14 protein-coding genes, 1 pseudogene and 1 riboswitch are annotated in these 18,410 nt (G+C 74.7%); of the genes and pseudogenes, 7 read left to right on the top strand and 8 right to left on the bottom strand.

The window, feature by feature from the left end; genetic code table 11:
* Window positions 1-103: 103 nt before the first annotated feature.
* Genes ACQYWQ_RS28745 through ACQYWQ_RS28735 form a run of 3 tightly spaced genes read left to right on the top strand, consistent with a single transcriptional unit; the run spans window position 104 to window position 3,131 of the window.
* On the top strand, window positions 104-1,111 hold the full coding sequence (locus tag ACQYWQ_RS28745; protein WP_431039393.1) for a FecCD family ABC transporter permease: 1,008 nt from the start codon (window positions 104-106) through the stop codon (window positions 1,109-1,111).
* A complete protein-coding gene (locus tag ACQYWQ_RS28740; RefSeq protein ID WP_431038720.1) occupies window positions 1,108-2,268 on the top strand; it encodes a FecCD family ABC transporter permease in 1,161 nt (386 codons plus the stop codon). The genes ACQYWQ_RS28745 and ACQYWQ_RS28740 overlap by 4 nt, the downstream gene beginning before the upstream one ends.
* Window positions 2,269-2,276: 8 nt before the next feature.
* Window positions 2,277-3,131: an ABC transporter ATP-binding protein gene (locus ACQYWQ_RS28735; protein ID WP_431038719.1), complete on the top strand. Its 855-nt coding sequence runs from the start codon at window positions 2,277-2,279 to the stop codon at window positions 3,129-3,131.
* A 126-nt stretch (window positions 3,132-3,257) separates the two neighbouring features.
* On the opposite strand, the gene ACQYWQ_RS28730 is transcribed toward ACQYWQ_RS28735, so the two are convergent.
* Together ACQYWQ_RS28730 and ACQYWQ_RS28725 are read right to left on the bottom strand one after the other, a co-directional pair.
* The gene (locus tag ACQYWQ_RS28730) at window positions 3,258-3,995 is read right to left on the bottom strand and encodes a phosphotransferase family protein (RefSeq protein WP_431038718.1); all 738 of its coding nucleotides are present in this window, start codon (window positions 3,993-3,995) and stop codon (window positions 3,258-3,260) included.
* Window positions 3,996-4,092: 97 nt separating this feature from the next.
* A complete protein-coding gene (locus ACQYWQ_RS28725; protein WP_431038717.1) occupies window positions 4,093-5,571 on the bottom strand; it encodes an MFS transporter in 1,479 nt (492 codons plus the stop codon).
* 142 nt (window positions 5,572-5,713) lie between these two features.
* Between ACQYWQ_RS28725 and ACQYWQ_RS28720 the strand changes: the two genes are divergently transcribed.
* Window positions 5,714-6,256 (top strand): winged helix-turn-helix transcriptional regulator, encoded by a 543-nt coding sequence (locus ACQYWQ_RS28720; protein ID WP_431038716.1) that lies wholly within the window; start codon window positions 5,714-5,716, stop codon window positions 6,254-6,256.
* A 103-nt stretch (window positions 6,257-6,359) separates the two neighbouring features.
* Window positions 6,360-6,575, top strand: a riboswitch (cobalamin riboswitch).
* Window positions 6,576-6,723: 148 nt separating this feature from the next.
* Window positions 6,724-9,039: a 5-methyltetrahydropteroyltriglutamate--homocysteine S-methyltransferase gene (gene metE / locus ACQYWQ_RS28715; RefSeq protein WP_431038715.1), complete on the top strand. Its 2,316-nt coding sequence runs from the start codon at window positions 6,724-6,726 to the stop codon at window positions 9,037-9,039.
* 92 nt (window positions 9,040-9,131) lie between these two features.
* Here the strand turns inward: metE and ACQYWQ_RS28710 are convergent, their stop codons facing one another.
* The 3 genes from ACQYWQ_RS28710 to ACQYWQ_RS28700 form a co-directional block, all read right to left on the bottom strand.
* Window positions 9,132-10,262 carry a bifunctional 2-methylcitrate synthase/citrate synthase gene (locus ACQYWQ_RS28710; protein WP_431038714.1) on the bottom strand — a complete coding sequence of 377 codons (1,131 nt, stop codon included), beginning with the start codon at window positions 10,260-10,262 and terminating at the stop codon, window positions 9,132-9,134.
* A 120-nt stretch (window positions 10,263-10,382) separates the two neighbouring features.
* Complete coding sequence (gene prpB / locus ACQYWQ_RS28705) at window positions 10,383-11,288, bottom strand: methylisocitrate lyase (RefSeq protein ID WP_431038713.1); 906 nt, start codon at window positions 11,286-11,288, stop codon at window positions 10,383-10,385.
* A gap of 55 nt (window positions 11,289-11,343) precedes the next feature.
* A complete protein-coding gene (locus ACQYWQ_RS28700) occupies window positions 11,344-12,855 on the bottom strand; it encodes an MmgE/PrpD family protein (protein ID WP_431038711.1) in 1,512 nt (503 codons plus the stop codon).
* 283 nt (window positions 12,856-13,138) lie between these two features.
* On the opposite strand from ACQYWQ_RS28700, the gene ACQYWQ_RS28695 reads away from it, so the two are divergent.
* Entirely contained in the window at window positions 13,139-14,602 is a 1,464-nt protein-coding gene (locus ACQYWQ_RS28695) for a short-chain fatty acyl-CoA regulator family protein (protein WP_431038710.1), read from the top strand.
* Between the two features lie 22 nt (window positions 14,603-14,624).
* Window positions 14,625-15,620: a dTDP-glucose 4,6-dehydratase gene (rfbB, locus tag ACQYWQ_RS28690; RefSeq protein ID WP_431038708.1), complete on the top strand. Its 996-nt coding sequence runs from the start codon at window positions 14,625-14,627 to the stop codon at window positions 15,618-15,620.
* 34 nt (window positions 15,621-15,654) lie between these two features.
* Here rfbB and ACQYWQ_RS28685 read toward each other — a convergent pair whose 3' ends face one another.
* The 3 genes and pseudogenes from ACQYWQ_RS28685 to fabV all read right to left on the bottom strand — a co-directional run.
* Window positions 15,655-16,326 (bottom strand): class I SAM-dependent methyltransferase, encoded by a 672-nt coding sequence (locus tag ACQYWQ_RS28685; protein ID WP_431038706.1) that lies wholly within the window; start codon window positions 16,324-16,326, stop codon window positions 15,655-15,657.
* Window positions 16,323-17,132, bottom strand: coding sequence for a class I SAM-dependent methyltransferase (locus tag ACQYWQ_RS28680; protein ID WP_431039392.1), 810 nt, complete (start codon window positions 17,130-17,132; stop codon window positions 16,323-16,325). Before ACQYWQ_RS28680 ends, ACQYWQ_RS28685 begins: the two co-directional genes overlap by 4 nt.
* A 45-nt stretch (window positions 17,133-17,177) precedes the next feature.
* A pseudogene (gene fabV, locus ACQYWQ_RS28675) lies at window positions 17,178-18,383 on the bottom strand (enoyl-[acyl-carrier-protein] reductase FabV); the annotation flags it as partial.
* Window positions 18,384-18,410: the final 27 nt, after the last annotated feature.

Raw genomic sequence — 18,410 nt, 5'->3', positions numbered from 1 at the left:
CCGGACGGCGCGTTACTTAGGTTAGGCTAACCTCATGTTCATGATGCAAGGGCGTCCGGCTCCCCCCGGCCGCCGCACCGCCTCGCTCACCGGCCGCGCGCCGGTGGTGCGGTGGAGCGCGGCCGGGCTTCTCGTCCTCGTGCTCGCGCTCGGCGTGCTGTCGCTCCTCTTCGGTACGGGCTCGACGGGCCCCGGCCGCGCCTGGGCCTACCTCACGGGTGACCCGGTGGCGCGCGCCGACGCGCAGGTGCGGCTCGCCGTGCACGACGTACGGCTGCCACGCACCCTCGCGGCGCTCGTGGTCGGGTGCTGCCTCGGCGTCTCGGGGTGCCTGCTCCAGGCCGCGACGCGTAATCCGCTCGCCGAGACGGGCCTTCTCGGCGTCAATTCAGGGGCCGCCTTCGCCGTCGTCCTCGGTCTCACGTGGGGCGGGGTCGGTTCGGCGGGCGGGCTCATGGTGTGTGCCCTGCTCGGCGGCACGGTGGCGAGCGCGATCGTGCTGCTGCTCGCGGCGAGCGGGCGCACGGCGGGCTCGCCGCTGCGGCTCGTCCTCACGGGGTCGGCGCTCGGCGCGACGTTCCACGGGCTCACGGCGTACGTGCTGCTCGGCACGCAGTCGACCTTCGACACGTACCGGTACTGGACGATCGGCTCGCTCGCCGGGGTGAGGCTCGGGGATCTGGCGCTGCTCGCCCCGCTCGCCGCGCTCGGCCTCGCGGGCGCGCTGCTGTGCGCGCGGCCGCTCGCCGCGCTCGGGCTCGGCGACGACGCGGCGCGTGCGCTCGGGCACCACCCGGGGCGCGTACGGCTCGCGGTCGCCGCCGCCGTCTCGCTCCTGACCGGCTGTGCGGTGGCCCTGGCCGGCCCGATCGCCTTCCTCGGTCTCCTCGCCCCGTACGCGGCCCGCGCCCTGACGGGTCCCCGGCTCGCCGCGCAGCTCGTCCTGTCGGCCCTCTTCGCCGTGAACGTCCTGCTCTTCGCCGACCTCCTGGCCCGGCTGGTGATCCGGCCCTGGGAGACCCCGGTGAGCGTGCTCCTCGCCTTCGTCGGCGGCCCGCTGCTCGTCTGGATCGCGCGCTCGCCGCGCCTGTCGACGGCGGGCGCCGCATGACCACGGACGAACAAGCGGCTCCGCCGGACCGCGAGAACGGCGGTTCCTCGCCCCACCGCGCCTCCGGCACCCGGCCGCTCCGCCCCTCCGCCACCCCTCCCCGGCCCTCCGTCACCCCGCCCGATTCCGCCGTGCTCCGCACCGGCGCGCTCTCCTGGCTGTTCCCGCGCCGGTCCCTCCTCCTCGCCCTGTGTCTCGGGCCCGTGCTGCTCGGCGTCGTGTGCCTCGCCGTGCTCGCGAGTTCGACCGGGATGAGCGCCGGGGAGAGCCTGCGGGGACTCTTCGGGACGGGGGACGCGGCGGGGGTCATGGTGGTGCGGGAGTTCCGGCTGCCCAGGATCGTGGTGGGGCTGCTCGTCGGGGCCGCGCTGGGCGTCGCCGGGTGCCTCACGCAGACGCTCGCGGGCAACCGTCTCGCCACGCCCGACCTCGTAGGGGTCAACGAGGGCGCGACGGCCGCGGTGGTCGCCTCGGTCGCCGGGTCCACGACCGGGATGCTCGGCGCCTGGTGGCTCGGGCCGCTCGGCGCGGCCGCTGCGGCCGCGCTCGTCGTGCTGTGCGCGGGCGGCGCCGGTGCCGCCGGGTACCGGCTGCTCGTCACGGGCATCGGTGTGTCGACGTTCGTCGGCGCGGTGAGCGACCTCGTGATGTCCCGCCAGAACCAGGCGACGGCGGGCGGCGTGTTCCTGTGGACCGTGGGCAGTCTCAACGGCCGCGACTGGGCGGTGGGCGGCCCGCTCCTCGTGCTCCTCGCCGTGCTGCTCCCGCTCGCGCTCGCGGCGGGGCACCGGCTCCAGTTGCTGCGCTTCGACGACGACACGGCGACCGCGCTCGGTGCCGACCCGCGCCGCGTGCGCGCCGCCGCGCTCGGCGTGGCGGTGGGGCTCGCCGGGGTCGCCGTGGGGGTCGGCGGGCCGATCGGCTTCGTCGCACTCGCCGCTCCCGTGCTCGCCTCACGGCTCGCCGGGCCGACCCGCGTGCCCGTCACGGGCGCCGCCCTCACCGGGGCTTCGCTCGTCGCGACCGCCGACGCGCTCGGCCGGGTCGTGGCGCCCGTGGAAATACCCGCCGGGGTCGTCACGAGCGTGCTCGGCGGCCCCTTCCTGCTCTGGGTCCTGCTCCGCCAGGACCGGGGCCGCACCTCCGGAAAGGCGTGACCGCCCGCATGACAGCCCCCCTGACCCCCGACGCGGCCAGCGGAGCCGCCGCCGAGACGACCGCCGCGGCCTCCACCGCCGAGCGGCCCCCCGGCCTCGCGATCAGCGGCCTGCGCGCGGGCTACCCGGGCCGCCCCGTCGTCCGTGACGTCGGCCTCACGGTGCCCGCGGGGCACGTCGCCGCGATCGTCGGGCCCAACGGCTGCGGCAAATCGACCCTGTTGCGCGCGGTCGCCCGCCTGCACCCCGCCGAGGCCGGTACGGTCCACGCCGGTGGAGCGGACCTGTGGGCGCTCGACCGCCGCCGCGCGGCCCGGCGCGTCGCGCTGCTCCCGCAGTCCCCGCGCGCGCCCGAGGCGGTGACGGTGGCGGGGCTCGTACGGTACGGACGCCACCCGCACCAGGGGCTCCTGCGGCAGTGGTCGCGCGCCGACGAGGACGCGGTGCGGACCGCGCTCGAAGCGACGGGGACGCTCGATCTCGCAGGGGAGCGCCTCGACCGGCTCTCGGGCGGCCAGCGCCAGCGCTGCTGGCTCGCGATGGTCCTCGCCCAGGACACCCCGCTCGTCCTGCTCGACGAGCCGACCTCGGCGCTCGACCCGGGCCATGTCGTGGACGTCCTGCGCCTCGTCCGCGAGGTCGCCGCCGCGGGCCGTACGGTCGTCATGGTCCTCCACGACCTCTCGGCGGCGGCCCGCAGCGCGGACCTCCTGATCGCGATGAAGGACGGCCGTGTCGTGGCCGAGGGCGCCCCGGCCGCCGTCGTGGACGAGGAGTTGGTCAAGGAGGTCTACGGCCTGGACGCCGACATCCTCCACGCGCCGGGCGACGGCGCGCCGGTGGTGGTGCCGAGAGCGCGGTGAGCGCCGCGGACGCCGTACCGCCCCGGACCCGCCGCGGACCCGCCCCGGACCCCGGCACGCCACCCGCCCGGCATCACCGCAGGGCACGCCACGCGCCCGGCGTCACGGCACGCCACGCGCCCGGTGTCACGCCCCCGCGCTCAGCACGTCGACCTCGCAGCCGGGCGCGTACGGGTCGAAGCCGTGGGCGACGAGCCACCGCACCGCGAGGAGGCTCCGCATCGACCACCAGGCGCGGACCACGGCGACGTCGACGTCACCGCCGTAACCCGCCACGACGTCGCCGAGGTGTTCCTCATGACCGAACGTCAGGACGGCGAGGTCGCACAGGGCGTCACCGGGGCCCGACTCCGACCAGTCGATGACACCCGTGAGGGTGTCGCCCTCGGTGAACACGTGCGCGCTCTGTAGGTCGCCGTGCGTGAACACCGGGGTCCACGGCCGGAACACGGCCTCGGCGACGGCGCGTCCCCGGGCGACGAGCGCGGCGGGCAGCATCCCGCCGGACACGAGCGCCGCGCACTCCTTGTCCAGCTCGGCCGCCAGGTCCTCGCCGTCACGCCCCCGCCACGGCGGCAACGGCGCTTCGTGCAGCCGCCGGACGGCAGCCCCGGCCGCCGCCCACGCGGCGGGCGACGCGGTGGACGGCTCCCCGAGGCGGGCGAGCGCCGTCCCGCGTACCGCGGCCAGCGCGAGCACGGGCGGCCTGCGCCACAGGACCTCCGGGGTCGGGACCGGCGCCAGGCGCATCGCCTCGACCTCGCGGTCCGTGCGCGACGGGTCGCCGTCCACCTTCAGGAACACGTCTCCCACGCGCAGGGTCGCGCGCGCGGAGTGGGCGACGACGACTTCGACCTCATCCATGCCCCCAGTCTCCCGGACGCCCGGCGGTCTCGCTGCCCCCTGCCCGGGTGTGCGCGTCGACGCGGGCACGCGCACACCGGGCCCGCGGGGGCCGCCGTCACGCCTTGCGGCTTCCGCCGCCCAGCGCCAGCACCACGACCGCCCCGACCACCGACAGCGCGATCGACACCAGTGAGGCGCGGTTGGCGCCCTCCGCCAGGGCCTCGCGCACGGTGGCGGCGTGGGCCGTCGTGGAGACGGCGACCGAGAGCGCCACGCCGGTCGACGCGCCCAGGTAACGGGCCGTGTTGTTGGCGCCCGAGCCCATCGCCGCGCGCGCGGGCGGCACGCTCTCGACCGAGACGAGGGGCAGGGCCGCGTTCAGGAGACCGCTGCCCGCGCCCGCGACGACGAGGCCGACGACGAGGCCCTTCCACGTGGAGCCGGGGGCGAGACCGTTCCACAGGGTCGCGACGCCGATGGCCGACAGGAGGAAACCGGCGGCCAGTTGGCGCGGCGCGGTGACCCGCCCGGTGAGGCGGCGCGCCTGGAGGGCGACGAGGAGCGCCGTACCCGCCCACACCCCGCTGAGCAGCGAGACCGTGAACGGGCCCATACCGAGGGCCTGTTGCATGAGGGTGGGCAGGTAGCTGAAGAAGCCGAGCACCGCGAGCCCGGTGAACAGGCCGCCCGCCGTCGCGCCGAGGAAGCGCCGCTGCCGCAGCAGCCCCGGCGCGAGCAGCGGCGCGGGGGCATGCCGCTCGACGGCGAGGAAGACCGCGGCGAGCACGAGCGCCGCGCCGAGCAGCACCCACACCCGTACCGCGCCCCAGCCGTCCCGCCCCCACGTGAGCCCGGCGAGCAGCGCCACCGCCGCGGCGCCGAGCACCACCGCCCCTGTCACGTCGGGGCGCCCGGCGCGCGGCGTGCGCCACTCGGGGAGCCGCCCCCGCAGGAGCGTGGCGATCAGCAGGATCAGGACCGCGAGGACCACGTACCCCGCACGCCACTCGGCCCCGCGCAACCCCCGGGCCCACGAGGCCGTCGCGAGCGGCCCGAAGGCGCCGAAGAGCAGCGGCCCCAGCGCGATGCCCGCGCTCACCCCCGCGCCCCACACCCCGGTGGCCCTGACCCGTGCCGCCCCGCCGGGGAAGGCGTGGGCGATGAGGCCGAGGCTGCTCGTGAGAACCACCGCGCTCGCCGCGCCCTGCGCGACCCGCGCCACGGTGAACAGCGCCGTCGAAGGGGCGAGCGCCCCAAGTCCCGTCGTCACGCCGAGCGCCACGACGCCCACCGTGAACATCCGCCGCCGCCCCAGGTCGTCCGCGAGCGATCCCGCCACGAGCAGCACGGCCGCGAGCCCCAGCGGGGTGCCGTTGAGCAGCCACGACTGCGCCGAGACGCCCGTCCCGAGGTCCGCGACGGTGGCGGGGACCGTCACGAGGGGACCTGTGTAGTTCATCATCGCGAGGATCGTCGCGACCGTCGTCAGGACGAGGACGCCCCGTCCCGTCACGTGCGTGGCCCCGGTGGGCGGGCGCTCCCGTGCCCCGAGGACGGGTCCCTTCCTCGTCGTCTCGTCCGTACCGCTCCCCATGCCCGTCCTCCCGGCCTGTGGGCGCGGGGGAGCTTGTCGCCGCCGCCCGCCACCCCATGAGTTCATTAACTGAACCTTGAACGGATCGAACGTAGCACAGTAGGTTCGCTCACCGAACCGACTAACGGGTATCGTGGGCCGCATGGCTCTCGGCAAGGACTACGCGCGGCAGGAGTGCTCCATCGCCCGCGCGCTGGAGATCATCGGCGAGCGGTGGACGATCCTGATCATCCGCGACGCCTTCTACGGGGTACGGCGCTACAACGACTTCCTCGTGCACCTCGGTGTCCCGCGCGCCGTCCTCGCCGCCCGCCTCCAGTCCCTCACCGGGGACGGCATCCTCGTCAAGCGCCGTTACCAGGAGTCCCCGCCCCGCGAGGAATACGTGCTGACGCCGCGCGGCGAGAGCCTGTGGCTCGTCCTGTACGGGCTCGGCGTGTGGGGCCGCACCGAGTTCGGCGGCTCCCGGCCGCTGCGCGAGTTCCGGCACGCGGCGTGCGACACCCCGCTCACCCCCCAGGGCACGTGCCCGCACTGCGCCATGTTCCCCGCGCCCACCGACGTCGACATGCTCCCCGGCCCTGGGCTCGACCCCGATCCCACCGACCCGGTGAGCCGCGTCCTGCTGTGCCGCCGCCGCATCCTCGAACCGGTCGACACGACCGGGATCACGGCGAAGGGCTGAGCCCCCGCGGAGTCCGCGCCCCGGGCGCGCGAAGTCACCGCCACGCCGGCTGCCGAAGGGTCCACTCCCTGAAACCCCTGCCGCCCGCTCCCCCACACCCCCTACACTGCCCGCAGCAGCTGGTTCGCCCCGCCCGCCAGGCGGGAGCGTCGCAAGAGGGAACCCGGTGGGAATCCGGGACTGCCCCGCAGCGGTGAGCGGGAACGACCGCCGTCATACGCACTGGGTCCGTACGGACCCGGGAAGCGACGGCCAGTAGGTGTCCTCCGACGAGGGCGTGCCCGCGAGTCCGAAGACCTGCCAGTCGCCCGGGCGCGTGCCGAAGCGCGCCCGGACATCCCGGTGACCTCGTGGGCGGGTCGGCGTGCACAGTGGGCGGAGCGCGACAGGTCCCGCCCGCTTCGTCGTTCCTTCGCACCCCGTGGACACCCGGGATCTCAGGGATTCATCTCGCGAAGGAGATCTCCGTGACACCGAAGTCCGCAGCCGCGGCAGCACGCGCCACCGTGTACGGCTACCCCCGTCAGGGCCCCGGCCGGGAGCTGAAGAAGGCGGTCGAGGGGTACTGGAAGGGCCGCGTGGACGCCGCGCGCCTCCAGGACACCGCACGTGAGCTGCGCGCCACCGCCTGGCGACAGCTCGCCTCGGACGGGGCCGACGAAGTCCCCACGGGCGACTTCTCGCTCTACGACCACGTGCTCGACACGAGCGTCATGGTGGGCGCGGTCCCCGCCCGCCACCGCGCCGCCTTCGCCGCCGACGCGCTCGACGGCTACTTCGCGATGGCGCGCGGCACGCAGGGCGTCGCGCCGCTGGAAATGACGAAGTGGTTCGACACCAACTACCACTACCTCGTACCGGAGCTGAGCCCCGACTCCGTGTTCGCCGCCGACTCGGCGAAGCAGGTCGGCGAGCTGCGCGAGGCGCTCGCGCTCGGGCTGCGCGCCCGGCCGGTCCTCGTCGGCCCGGTCACGTACCTGCTGCTCGCCAAGCCCGCGCCCGGCACCGAGCCGGGCTTCGCTCCGCTGAGCCTCCTGGACCGGCTCCTTCCCGTGTATGAGGAGGTCCTCGCCGACCTGCGCGCGGCCGGCGCGGAGTGGGTCCAGCTCGACGAGCCCGCGCTCGTCCAGGACCGCACCCCCGCCGAACTCGCCGCCGCCGAACGGGCCTACGCCTTCCTCGGCGGCCGCTCCGACCGCCCGGAACTGCTCGTCGCGAGCTATTTCGACCGGCTCGGGGACGCGCTGCCCGTGCTCGCGCAGGCCCCTGTGGAGGGGCTCGCGCTCGACTTCACGGGAGCGGCGGCCGCGAATCTCGACGCGCTCGCCGCCGCGGGCGGCCTCCCCGGCAAGCGGCTCGTCGCCGGGGTCGTGGACGGGCGCAACATCTGGACCTGCGACCTGGAGAAGGCCCTCGCGACGCTCGGCACCCTCCTCGGTCTCGCGGACCACGTGGACGTCGCCGCTTCCTGCTCGCTGCTCCACGTCCCGCTCGACGCCGCGCGCGAGAAGGACATCGAGCCGGAGGTCCTGCGCTGGCTCGCCTTCGCCCGCCAGAAGACCGCGGAACTCGCGACGCTCGCCAAGGCCCTGACCCACGGCACGGACGCGGTCGCCCCCGGACTCGCCGCCAACCGCGCCGCGCTCGCCTCGCGCGCCGCCTCCCCGCTCACCCGTGACCCGGCGGTCCGCGCCCGCGCGGCGGCCGTCACCGGGTCCGACGCGCGCCGCTCGGCCCCGTACGAGGAACGCGCCGCCGCCCAGCGCGCGCACCTCGCCCTGCCGCCGCTGCCCACCACGACGATCGGGTCCTTCCCGCAGACCGGCGCGCTCCGCGCGGCCCGTGCGGACCTGCGCGCGGGGCGCGTCGACAGGGCCGGGTACGAGAAGCGCATCGAGGACGAGATCCGGCAGGTGATCTCCTTCCAGGAGGAGACCGGGCTCGACGTCCTCGTGCACGGCGAGCCCGAACGCAACGACATGGTCCAGTACTTCGCCGAACAGCTCACCGGGTACCTCGCCACGCGCCACGGCTGGGTGCAGTCCTACGGGACGCGGTACGTGCGCCCGCCGGTGCTCGCGGGCGACGTCTCGCGCCCGGCGCCGATGACGATGCGCTGGACGACGTACGCGCAGTCCCTCACGGCGAAGCCGGTCAAGGGCATGCTGACCGGGCCCGTGACCATGCTCGCCTGGTCCTTCGTGCGGGACGACCAGCCGCTCGCCGAGACGGCGCGGCAGGTCGCGCTCGCCCTCAGGGACGAGGTGAGGGACCTGGAGGCGGCGGGCACGCGCGTCATCCAGGTCGACGAGCCCGCGCTGCGCGAGACGCTGCCGCTGCGCGCCGAGGCGCACGGCGCCTATCTCGGCTGGGCCACCGAGGCGTTCCGGCTCACGACGAGCGGCGTCGAAGCGGCCACGCAGGTGCACACGCACATGTGCTACGCCGAGTTCGGCGACGTCGTGGACGCCATCGACGACCTCGACGCCGACGTCATCAGCCTGGAGGCGGCCCGCTCGCACATGGCGGTCGCGCGGGAACTCGCCGCGCACGGCTACCCCCGCGAGGCGGGCCCCGGCGTCTACGACATCCACTCGCCGCGCGTCCCCGGCGCCGAGGAGGTCGCGACACTGCTGCGCACGGGGCTCAAGGCGATCCCGGCCGGGCGCCTGTGGGTCAATCCCGACTGCGGCCTGAAGACGCGCGGGTGGGCGGAGACGAGGGCCTCACTGGAGAACCTGGTCGCCGCCGCCCGCACGGTACGGGGTGAACTGGACGGCTGAGGCACGGGCAGGGGCGGGGCCCGTGAAGGCGCCCCGCCCCTGCCTCGTACCCGCCGGGCGGGACCTCCCCGTCACCGCCCGGCGGGGGCCGCTCAGCCCTTGGGCACCTCGCGCTGCGCCACGCCGTCGTAGGAGGCGAGCGGGCGGATCAGCGAGTTGTGCGAGAGCTGCTCGATGATGTGCGCGGTCCACCCGGTGACGCGGCTCATCACGAAGAGGGGCGTGAAGACCGGGGTGTCGAAGCCCATGAGGTGGTAGGCGAGACCGGCCGGGTAGTCCAGGTTCGGGTGGATCTGCTTGCGCTCGAACATCGCCTCGCGCAGCGCCGCGTGGAGCTTGTCCAGGCGCGGGGCCTCGGGGTTGTCGCTCTGCGCGACGAGGCGGTCGAGCGCGCCCTGCATGATCGGGACGCGGGAGTCGCCGTTCTTGTAGACGCGGTGCCCGAAGCCCATGATCTTGCGCTTCTCGGCGAGCGCCTGGTCGAGCCAGCGCGCGGCGTCGGCCGGGTCGCGCACCTCGTCGAGCATGTCCATCACGGCCTCGTTGGCGCCGCCGTGCAGGGGGCCCTTGAGCGCGCCGATCGCCCCGGTGACCGCGCTGTAGAGGTCCGAGAGCGTCGAGGTGATGACGCGCGCGGTGAAGGTCGAGGCGTTGAAGCTGTGCTCGGCGTAGAGCGTGAGGGAGATCTCGAAGCAGCGCACGACCTCCTTGTCCGGTACCTCGCCGAAGCACATGTGGAAGAAGTTCTCGGCGTAGCCGAGCTTCGGGTCAGGGGCGATCGGGTCGAGACCCCGGCGGCGGCGCTGGTGGGCAGCGACGACGGTGGGGAGCTTCGCGAAGAGCGAGAGCGACTTCGCGAGGTTCGCCTCTTCGCTGTTGTCGTCCTCGCGCGGGTCCTCGGCGCCGAAGAGGCTCACGGCGGTGCGCAGGACGTCCATCGGGTGACACGTCTCGGGCAGCCGGGCGAGCAGTTCGGACTCGGTGCGGTTGAGGGGGCGCAGGGCGCGCTCGGCGGCCTCGAACTCCGCGAGCTGCGTGGCGTCGGGCAGTTCGCCGTGCCACAGCAGGTAGGCGACGGCCTCGAAGGAGTGGTGCTCCGCGAGGTCCTGGACCGCGTAGCCGCGGTAGGTGAGGGAGTTGGTCTCCTGGATGACGGTGGAGATCTCGGTGGTGTCGGCGTAGACGCCGGCGAGGCCGCGGTGGATCTCCGGGGTGCTGGTCATGGGTGGTGCCTCCGGGAGGGATGTCGGGTGCCGGGGTGCGTACGGGGTGGTACGGGGCCGGGGCCCGGGCGCCGGTGGGTGTCCGGCGCCCGGGACGGCGGGCCGCGCGGGCCTGGGGGCTCAGGCGTCCGGCGGGAGCGTGAAGTCGAAGACCGCCGAGTCGAAGGACGCGTACGCCTCGTAGTCGAGGAGTTCGTACAGCCGGGAGCGCGTCTGCATCTTGGGCAGCAGCGATTCCTGCGTGCCCTCCGCCTTGACGGTGCGCAGCCCGTCCTCGACCGCGCCCATCGCGAGCCGCAGGAACGTCACGGGGTAGAGCGCGATGTTGTAGCCGAGGTCTTCGAGGGTGCGCGCGGTGAGCAGCCTGCCCTTGCCGAACTCGGTCATGTTGGCGAGCAGGGGGACGTCCACGGCCTTGCGGAACGCCTCGAACTCGGCCTCGTTCGCGAGCGCTTCGGGGAAGATCGCGTCGGCGCCCGCGTCGACGTACGCCTTGGCGCGGTCGATCGCGGCGTCCAGGCCCTCGATGGCGCGCGCGTCGGTGCGGGCCATGAGGAGGAAGTCCGGGTCGCGGCGCGCGTCGACGGCGGCGCGGACACGGCGGCTCATCGTGTCGCGCTCGACGACGGACTTGCCGTCGAGGTGCCCGCAGCGCTTGGGGTTGACCTGGTCCTCCAGGTGGAGCCCGGCGAGCCCGGCGTCCTCCAGGAGCTGGACGGTGCGCGCGGCGTTCATCGGCTCGCCGAAGCCGGTGTCGGCGTCGATGAGGACGGGGAGGTCGGTGGCGCGCGTGGTCTGCTGGGCGCGCGCGGCGATCTCGGTGACCGTCGTCAGGCCGATGTCCGGCAGCCCGAGGTCGGCCGCGAGCACCGCGCCCGAGAGGTACGCGGCCTCGAAGCCCGTGTCCTCGATGAGCTTCGCCGAGAGCGGGTTGATCGCGCCCGGCATCTGGAGCAGGCGGCCCGTCGCGAGCCGCTCGCGCAGGGCGCGGCGGCGCTGGGCCGGGGTGGTGCGGGTGTGCAGCATCAGGACGGGTCCTTCCGCTTCGTACGGGGTGTACGGGTAAGACGGGCGCCGGGCATCAGAAGACGCCCTTCGGCAGCTTCGCGTCGTAGGCGGCGACGGCCTCGGTGTCGACCTCGGGGAAGAGGCCGTCGAGGTCGCTCGCGCTCAGCTCGGCGAGGTGCTCGGCGGCGCCGAGGAAGCGGTCCTGCGCCTCGGGCGTGACGATGTTCTCGGCGAGGGTGCGGAACTTGCCCTGATAGGCGGGGCGGTCGAAGGGGCGGGCCCCCGCCGGGTGCGCGTCGGCGACGCCCAGCTCGTCCTCGATGACGGTCCCGTCGTCGAGGGTGACCACGGCACGGGCGCCGAAGGCGCGCTGCTGCGGGTCGGGGTCGTGGTAGCGGCGGGTCCACTCGGGGTCCTCGACCGTGGTGATCCTCTGCCACAGCGCGACCGTGTCGGGGCGCGCGGCGCGCTCGGGCGCGTAGGAGCGCTCGTGGTGCCAGGCGCGGTCCTGGAGCGCGACGGCGAAGATGTACGGGACCGAGTGGTCGAGCGTTTCGCGGCTCGCCTCGGGGTCGTACTTCTGCGGGTCGTTGGCGCCGGAGCCGATGACGTTGTGCGTGTGGTGGCTCGTGTGGAGCACGATCGAGGCGACGCGGTCGAGCGGGATCTTCTCGCCCATGCGGCGGGCGAGGTCGATGAGCGCCTGCGCCTGGTACTCCGCGGAGTGCTCCTTGGTGTACGTGTCGAGGATGCCGCGCCGGGCCTCGCCCGCCTCGGGCAGCCAGACCGTGTAGTCGGAGTCGGGGCCGTCCAGCATCCAGGCGAGGAAGCCGTCCTCGCCCTCGTAGATCGGCGAGGGCGAGGTCTCGCCGCGCATCGCGCGGTCGACGGCCTCGATCGCGGCCTTGCCCGCGAAGGCGGGCGCGTACGCCTTCCAGCTGGAGATCTCGCCCTTGCGGGACTGGCGGGTCGCCGTCGTGGTGTGCACGGCCTGCTGGATCGCCTGGTAGACGGTCTCGGTGGGCAGCCGCAGGAGCGCGCCGATGCCGCCCGCGGTCGCCGCGCTGAGGTGCGCGACGTGATCGATGCGGTGCGCGTGCAGGCAGATGCCCTTGACGAGCGCGACGTGCAGTTCGTACGCGGCGACGACGCCGCGGAGCACGTCGGCGCCGGTGCGCCCGGTGTGCTGGGCGACGGCGAGGATCGGCGGGATGTTGTCGCCGGGGTGCGAGTAGTCGGCGGCGAGGTAGGTGTCGTGGAAGTCCAGCTCGCGCACCGCGGTGCCGTTGGCCCACGCGGCCCACTCGGGGCTGAAGCGGCCCTGCGCGCCGAAGACCCTCGCCCCCGTGCCCGGGGTGCCCGCGCGGTGCGCGAGTGCCTGGGCCCTGGCGACGGCGACGGGGCGGCGCACCAGCGAGGCCATCGCGACCGAGGCGTTGTCGATGACCCGGTTGACGGCCATCGCCGCGCTCTCCGGGTCGGGCTCGACGGTGCCGGTGGCGACGGTGGCGAGCTTCCAGGCCAGCTGGTCCTCACGGGGCAGGCGGTCCGCACTGGGGTGCACACGGACGTGGTGCTCGATCACAGGACTCCTCACGAAGACGGAAACGTAACTGAGATCATCAACCCTGCCCGCTGGGGCCGCCGGTTACCAGTCCGTAGGGATGTGGAATCCGTACAGCCGCCGCGTTCCGGTTCTGCGAAATCTGCGAATGGTAAATTCACAAGCGTTTCCGGGCCACCGGGGCGGCGGCTTTCCACCGGTGGCGGAACCGCTCTTCGCAAGGAACGCGTCTCTCCGCCGGACGGGGGCGCACGGGGTGCGGGGCGGGGCGCGGGGGCGTACGGCACGCGAGGAGGTACGGGTCATGGCCGGCGGCAGGCACGGCAAGCTGTACGCGCACGCGAAGCTGCGCCGGCTGCGCCGCGAGCGGGGCCTCAACCAGGTCGAGATGGCCCGCGCGCTCGGCATCTCGACGAGCTACGCCAACCAGATCGAGCAGGGCTCGCGCCCGCTGACCGTCCCTGTGCTGCTGCGCCTGGAGGAGGTCTTCGGGGTCGGCGCGGAGTACTTCTCGGTGGCCGACGAGGCCCGCCTGACGACCGACCTGCGCGCGGCGCTCGCGGACGAGGCGAGCGGCATCGACCCGCCCCCGCCCGAGGAGATCGCCGAGGCGGTCCGCGACCACCCGGACCTCGCGCGTGCCCTCGTCGCCGTACACCGCCGCTACCGGGACGCGGCCGAGCAGGCCGCCGTACTCGCGGGCCGCGGCTCGGGCTCCCCGCCCCCGCCCGCCGGGGAGCCGCACGACGAGGTGCGGGACTTCTTCTACGCGCACCACAACCACTTCGCGCCCATCGACGCCGCGGCCGAGCACACCGCCGACCTCCTCGGGCTCACGCCCGGCCGCTGCGCCGACCCGCTCACCGCGCACCTCGCCGCGCGCCACGGCGTCCGGGTCCTGTCGGCGGCGCCCGAGCGGATCGTCGACGCCCGCCGTTTCGACCCCGCGAGCCGCAGGCTCTTCCTCTCGCCGTGGCTCACCGAGGGCCAGCGCGCCTTCCAGCTCGCGACGCAGCTGGCCCTGCTGGAACAGGGCGGGCTGATCGACGAGGTCGCGAGCGGCGAGACGCGCCTGACCTCGCGGGCCTCGGTGACGCTCGCGCGGATCGGGCTCGCGAACTACTTCGCCGGGGCGCTCCTCATGCCGTACGGGACCTTCCACCGCGCGGCCGAGGAGACGCGCTACGACATCGAGCTGCTGTCGGCGCGCTTCGGCGTCGGCTTCGAGACGGTGTGCCACCGCCTGAGCACCCTCCAGCGCGAGGGCCGCCAGGGCGTGCCCTTCTCCTTCCTGCGCGTGGACCGCGCGGGGAACATCTCCAAGCGCCAGTCGGCGACGGCCTTCCACTTCTCGCGGCTCGGCGGCACGTGCCCGCTGTGGACGGTGTACGAGGCGTTCTCGGCCCCCGGCCGCATCCTCACCCAGGTCGCCGAGATGCCGGACGGCAAGCGGTTCTTCTGGATCGCGCGCACGCTCGTACGGGGCGGGCTCGGGCACCACGCGCCGCGCGCCGAGTTCGCGCTGGCGCTCGGCTGCGAGCTGCGCCACGCGCACCGGCTCGTGTACGCGGAGGGCATCGCGCTCGACGACCCGCGCGCCGCGACCCCGATCGGCCTGGGCTGCCGGATCTGCGAGCGCCGCGACTGCGCGCAGCGTGCCAGGCCCCCGGCCGGCGGGCTGCTCGCGATCGACCCCGACCGGCGCACCACGGTCCCGTACCAGGTGCGCAGCAACGCCCAAGGCCCCGTCAGGAACCCCTCCGCATGACCCCCACCAGGAGCGCCCGCGCATGACCTCCCTGCTCGTCACCGGTGCGGCCGGTTTCATCGGCTCGCACTTCACCCGCTACTGGCTGGAGAAACACCCGGACGACTCCCTCGTCGCCTTCGACGCGCTCACCTACGCGGGCGTGCGCGCGAATCTCGCGGACGTCGCGGAGCGGATCACCTTCGTGCGGGGCGACATCACGGACGGCCCGTTCGTGGCCCGTACCCTCGCCGCGCATCGCGTCGAGGTCGTCGTGAACTTCGCCGCCGAGTCGCACAACAGCCTCGCCGTGCTCGCTCCCGACCGTTTCTTCCGCACGAACGTGCTGGGCACGCAGACCCTCCTGGAGGCGTGCAGGCGGCTCGGGGTCGCGCGCTTCCACCACGTCTCGACGTGCGAGGTGTACGGGGATCTGGCGCTGGACGCCGAAGCGGCGTTCACGGAGGAGTCCCCCTACCGGCCGCGTACGCCGTACAGCGCGAGCAAGGCGGGCGCCGACCACGCGGTGCGCGCGTACTACGAGACGTACGGCCTCCCTGTGACGCTGACGAACTCGGCGAACAACTACGGCTCGCACCAGTTCCCCGAGAAGGTGCTCCCGCTCTTCGCGACCCGCGCGCTCGAAGGGCTCGACCTGCCGGTCTACGCCTCGCGCGAGAACCGCCGCGAGTGGATTCACGTGCGTGACCACGTCCGGGCGATCGCCGCCGTGCTGCACGCGGGCCGCATCGGCGAGACGTACCACGTGGGCACGGGCACCGAACTGAGCGTCGGCGCCCTCGCGGAGCACGTCCTCACCGCGCTCGGCCTCCCTCTCTCCCTGTTGCGCACCGTCCCGGACCGCCCCGGCCACGACCGCCGCTACCTGCTCGACTCCTCGAAGCTGCGCACGGAGCTGGGCTGGCGCCCCCGCGTGGACCTCGCGACGGGCCTGCGCGAGACGATCCACTGGTACGCGGCGCACCGCGCCTGGTGGGAGCCGCTGCGGGGGCTGAGCCCGGTGGTGGAGGGGCAGTAGCGCACGCGCGTCGCCGCCGTGGCGGGCGGCCGGTTCACGGTCGCCGCCACTCGAGCACGTACCGCCAGAACAGGCGCCTGCGCACGCGCACGCCGGGGAGTTCGCGTGCGGCGGTGCGGCGGATCTCGGCGAGGCTCGTGGTCGCGGGACGGGTGCGCGCGGTCATGGCGGCCGGGCGGGCGGCCCGCCCGCCCCGGGGGTGCTTCCACCAGGCGACCAGTGCGTGGGCGACGACGGCGAGGAGGCTGACGGCGCGGTCCGCGCGGGTCTCCTCCCGGTACAGCCCGACGACGACGAGGGTGCCGCCGGGGGCGAGCCTGGCGCGGAACGAGGCCAGGGTCTCGGTGAGCGGCAGGTGGTGGAGCACGGCGACGCAGGTCACGGCGGCGTACGGGCCGGGGGCTGCCTCGGCGTCGAGGGCGTCCGCCGTGGTGAAGGCGACCGGCACCGCTTCCGGGGTCGCCGCGCGCGCCTTCGCGACGATCCCTGGGTCCGTGTCGGTCCCGGTCACCGACTGCGCGCGCCCGGCGAGGAGCCGGGCGAGGTCCCCGCTGCCGCAGCCGACGTCGAGCGCGGGCCCGAAGCGGCGGGGCAGGCGGCGCAGGATCGCGCGGTGGTAGTGGGCGTTGTGGTCCCAGGGGCGCGCGTCGTGGAAACGTCCGAGCGCGGCGAACAGGCGGGGTGCGAGGCCGCTCGCGCCCTTCACCGCCGCCCCCACGCGAGCAGCGCGGCGTGCGGCAGCCGCAACAGGCCGTCCGGGTCGGTGAATTCGGCGCCGAAGAGGTCGAAGTGCCGCTTGATCGCGGCCTGTACGCCGGGTGTCTGCGCCCGGAAGAGGCGCCCGCTCCCCGCGACCCCGGCCGCAGGCGCGCTCCACCACTCCTCGCGGCTCGCCCGGTGGTCCCCGTGCAAGGTCGCGCAGGCCGCGTCCGCGAGCCCGGCCGCCGCGAGGAGCGCGGCGAGTCCCGCTTCGTCGCGGGGAAAGTCCTCGTCCGGGTCGGGTCCGGTCGCGAGGTGCGGGGGCCGGACGGCGCCGCCCGCGGCGAGGGCGCGCCCGAGGAGCGCCTGACCGGGCGCGGGAGGCTTCGCCCAGACCGTCACGGCGACGCGCCCACCGGGCCGTACGACGCGGCGCAGTTCAGCGAGCGCGGCACGCGGCCGGCCCACGTGGTTCAGTACGAAGTTGGCGACGACGGCGTCGAATTCGCCGTCCGCGAAGGGGAGTTCAGGGAGCATCGCGGACCGCGTCGCCGCTTCGGGAGCGGTCCGCGCCGCGAGCGCGAGCATGCTCGGCTCCGGGTCAGCGGCCGTCACGCGCGCCCCGCGCGCGAGTGCTGCCGCGGCGACGGTCCCCGGGCTCGTGCCCACGTCGAGCACATACGTACCCGCACCGACACCCGCCGCGTCGAGCAACTCCCCCACCGGATAAGCGCACAGCTTCGCGAAACTCGCCGCGTACGCCTCTGCGCGCCCCGCCCGGATCAGCCGCTCGCTCTCGTCGAACTCCGTCATCCGCCGGCCTCCCGCCCTCGTGGAGCGACCACCTTGGGCAAGGCGCGCGGGCCAGGGCACTTCCGTCTCCACGGGGGCCGCGTAGTCGACGCCCGGCACCGCGAAGCCGTACAGGCGGCACACCTCCGCGCGGAACCAGTCGATGTCGGCGAGGTCTTCCACCGTCTCCGTGGTGACGGCCGCCCAGCGTTCCGAGACCGCCGCCTGGATGTCCTCGGCGAGTTCCCAGCCGTCGAGGCGGACGCGGCCTTCGTCGTCGACGGCGAGCGGGCTCGCGCCGGTGAGCCGGTCCCACAGCTCGGCGAGCTGCCGCACCGGCGGGACGAGCCGCTCGCCGAGCACGCCGCGCAGCAGGCCCGTGTAGAGGGCGATGCCGGGGACGGCCGTGGACGACTGCGTGACGGCGGCGCCGTTCACGGAGGTCACCGCGCGGCCCGCGACCGTCTTCGCGAGGCGCTCGTGCAGGGTGCGCGCGGTGGCCTCCAGGTGGGCCTTGGCCGCGCCGATCGTGCCCCGCCGGTAGATCGCCGCGGTGAGCGGCGAGCCGAGGTAGGAGAGAGCGACGGTCGTGAAGCCCTCGGCGAGCAGTCCGCGCGCGCCGAGCCGGTCGATCCAGCGCTCCCAGTCCGTGCCGCCCATGACGGCGACGGTCCGCGCGATGTCGTCGCCCTCGGCCGGGTCCGTCACCGCCTCGCGGACGTCGGCGGTGCCGTCCGCGTCGAAGACGAGGGTCTTCGTGCGGTGCGGGGCCCCGATCGGCTTGAGGACGGAGGCGTATGTGGTGCCCGTGTCGGGGTCCGTACGGCGTGGCGCGGCAACGGAGTAGACGAGGTGGTCGAGCCGGCCGCCGAAGCGCTGCTCGACGAGGTCCGCCACCTCGTCCTTCACGGCGTCGGAGAACGCGTCGCCGTTGAGGAACACGAGGTCGCGCCCGGCCTCGCGCGCGAGCGCGGCGGTGGCGGCCGTGCGGTACCACCCGGCCGTCGCGGTACGCCGCTCGCCGGGCCCCTTCTCGAAGGACACCGCGATGCCTCGTATCCCGGCCCGCTTGAGCCCCGCGAGGGTGGCCGCGAGCCCGTATCCGGCGGAGGACCCGATGACGAGGGCGACGGGTCCTCCGTCCGCCGGTGGCTGCGTCGCGGGCTCGGGGCACGCGTCCCACATGTCGCTGACGAGGCGCGCGCAGCCCGTGGGGTGGGCGTCGAGGAAGAGGAAACCCCGCTTGCGAGGGGTGAGTACGCGCTCGGTCATGGTGGGCCGTCCTTGGCTCGGGGGCGG

The sequence above is a fragment of the Streptomyces sp. P6-2-1 genome (assembly GCF_050613165.1).
Classification (GTDB): Bacteria; Actinomycetota; Actinomycetes; order Streptomycetales; family Streptomycetaceae; genus Streptomyces.
This window is presented reverse-complemented; position numbering and strand designations above follow the sequence as displayed.

Excerpts from the sequence above, each read along its gene's own strand:
- ACQYWQ_RS28710 (WP_431038714.1), bottom strand. The coding sequence starts at position 10,262 with ATGACCAGCACCCCGGAGATCCACCGCGGCCTCGCCGGCGTCTACGCC.
- ACQYWQ_RS28720 (WP_431038716.1), top strand. The coding sequence starts at position 5,714 with ATGGCTCTCGGCAAGGACTACGCGCGGCAGGAGTGCTCCATCGCCCGC.
- ACQYWQ_RS28740 (WP_431038720.1), top strand. The coding sequence starts at position 1,108 with ATGACCACGGACGAACAAGCGGCTCCGCCGGACCGCGAGAACGGCGGT.
- ACQYWQ_RS28735 (WP_431038719.1), top strand. The coding sequence starts at position 2,277 with ATGACAGCCCCCCTGACCCCCGACGCGGCCAGCGGAGCCGCCGCCGAG.
- ACQYWQ_RS28725 (WP_431038717.1), bottom strand. The coding sequence starts at position 5,571 with ATGGGGAGCGGTACGGACGAGACGACGAGGAAGGGACCCGTCCTCGGG.
- ACQYWQ_RS28680 (WP_431039392.1), bottom strand. The coding sequence starts at position 17,132 with ATGACGGAGTTCGACGAGAGCGAGCGGCTGATCCGGGCGGGGCGCGCA.
- ACQYWQ_RS28695 (WP_431038710.1), top strand. The coding sequence starts at position 13,139 with ATGGCCGGCGGCAGGCACGGCAAGCTGTACGCGCACGCGAAGCTGCGC.
- ACQYWQ_RS28730 (WP_431038718.1), bottom strand. The coding sequence starts at position 3,995 with ATGGATGAGGTCGAAGTCGTCGTCGCCCACTCCGCGCGCGCGACCCTG.
- prpB (WP_431038713.1), bottom strand. The coding sequence starts at position 11,288 with ATGCTGCACACCCGCACCACCCCGGCCCAGCGCCGCCGCGCCCTGCGC.
- rfbB (WP_431038708.1), top strand. The coding sequence starts at position 14,625 with ATGACCTCCCTGCTCGTCACCGGTGCGGCCGGTTTCATCGGCTCGCAC.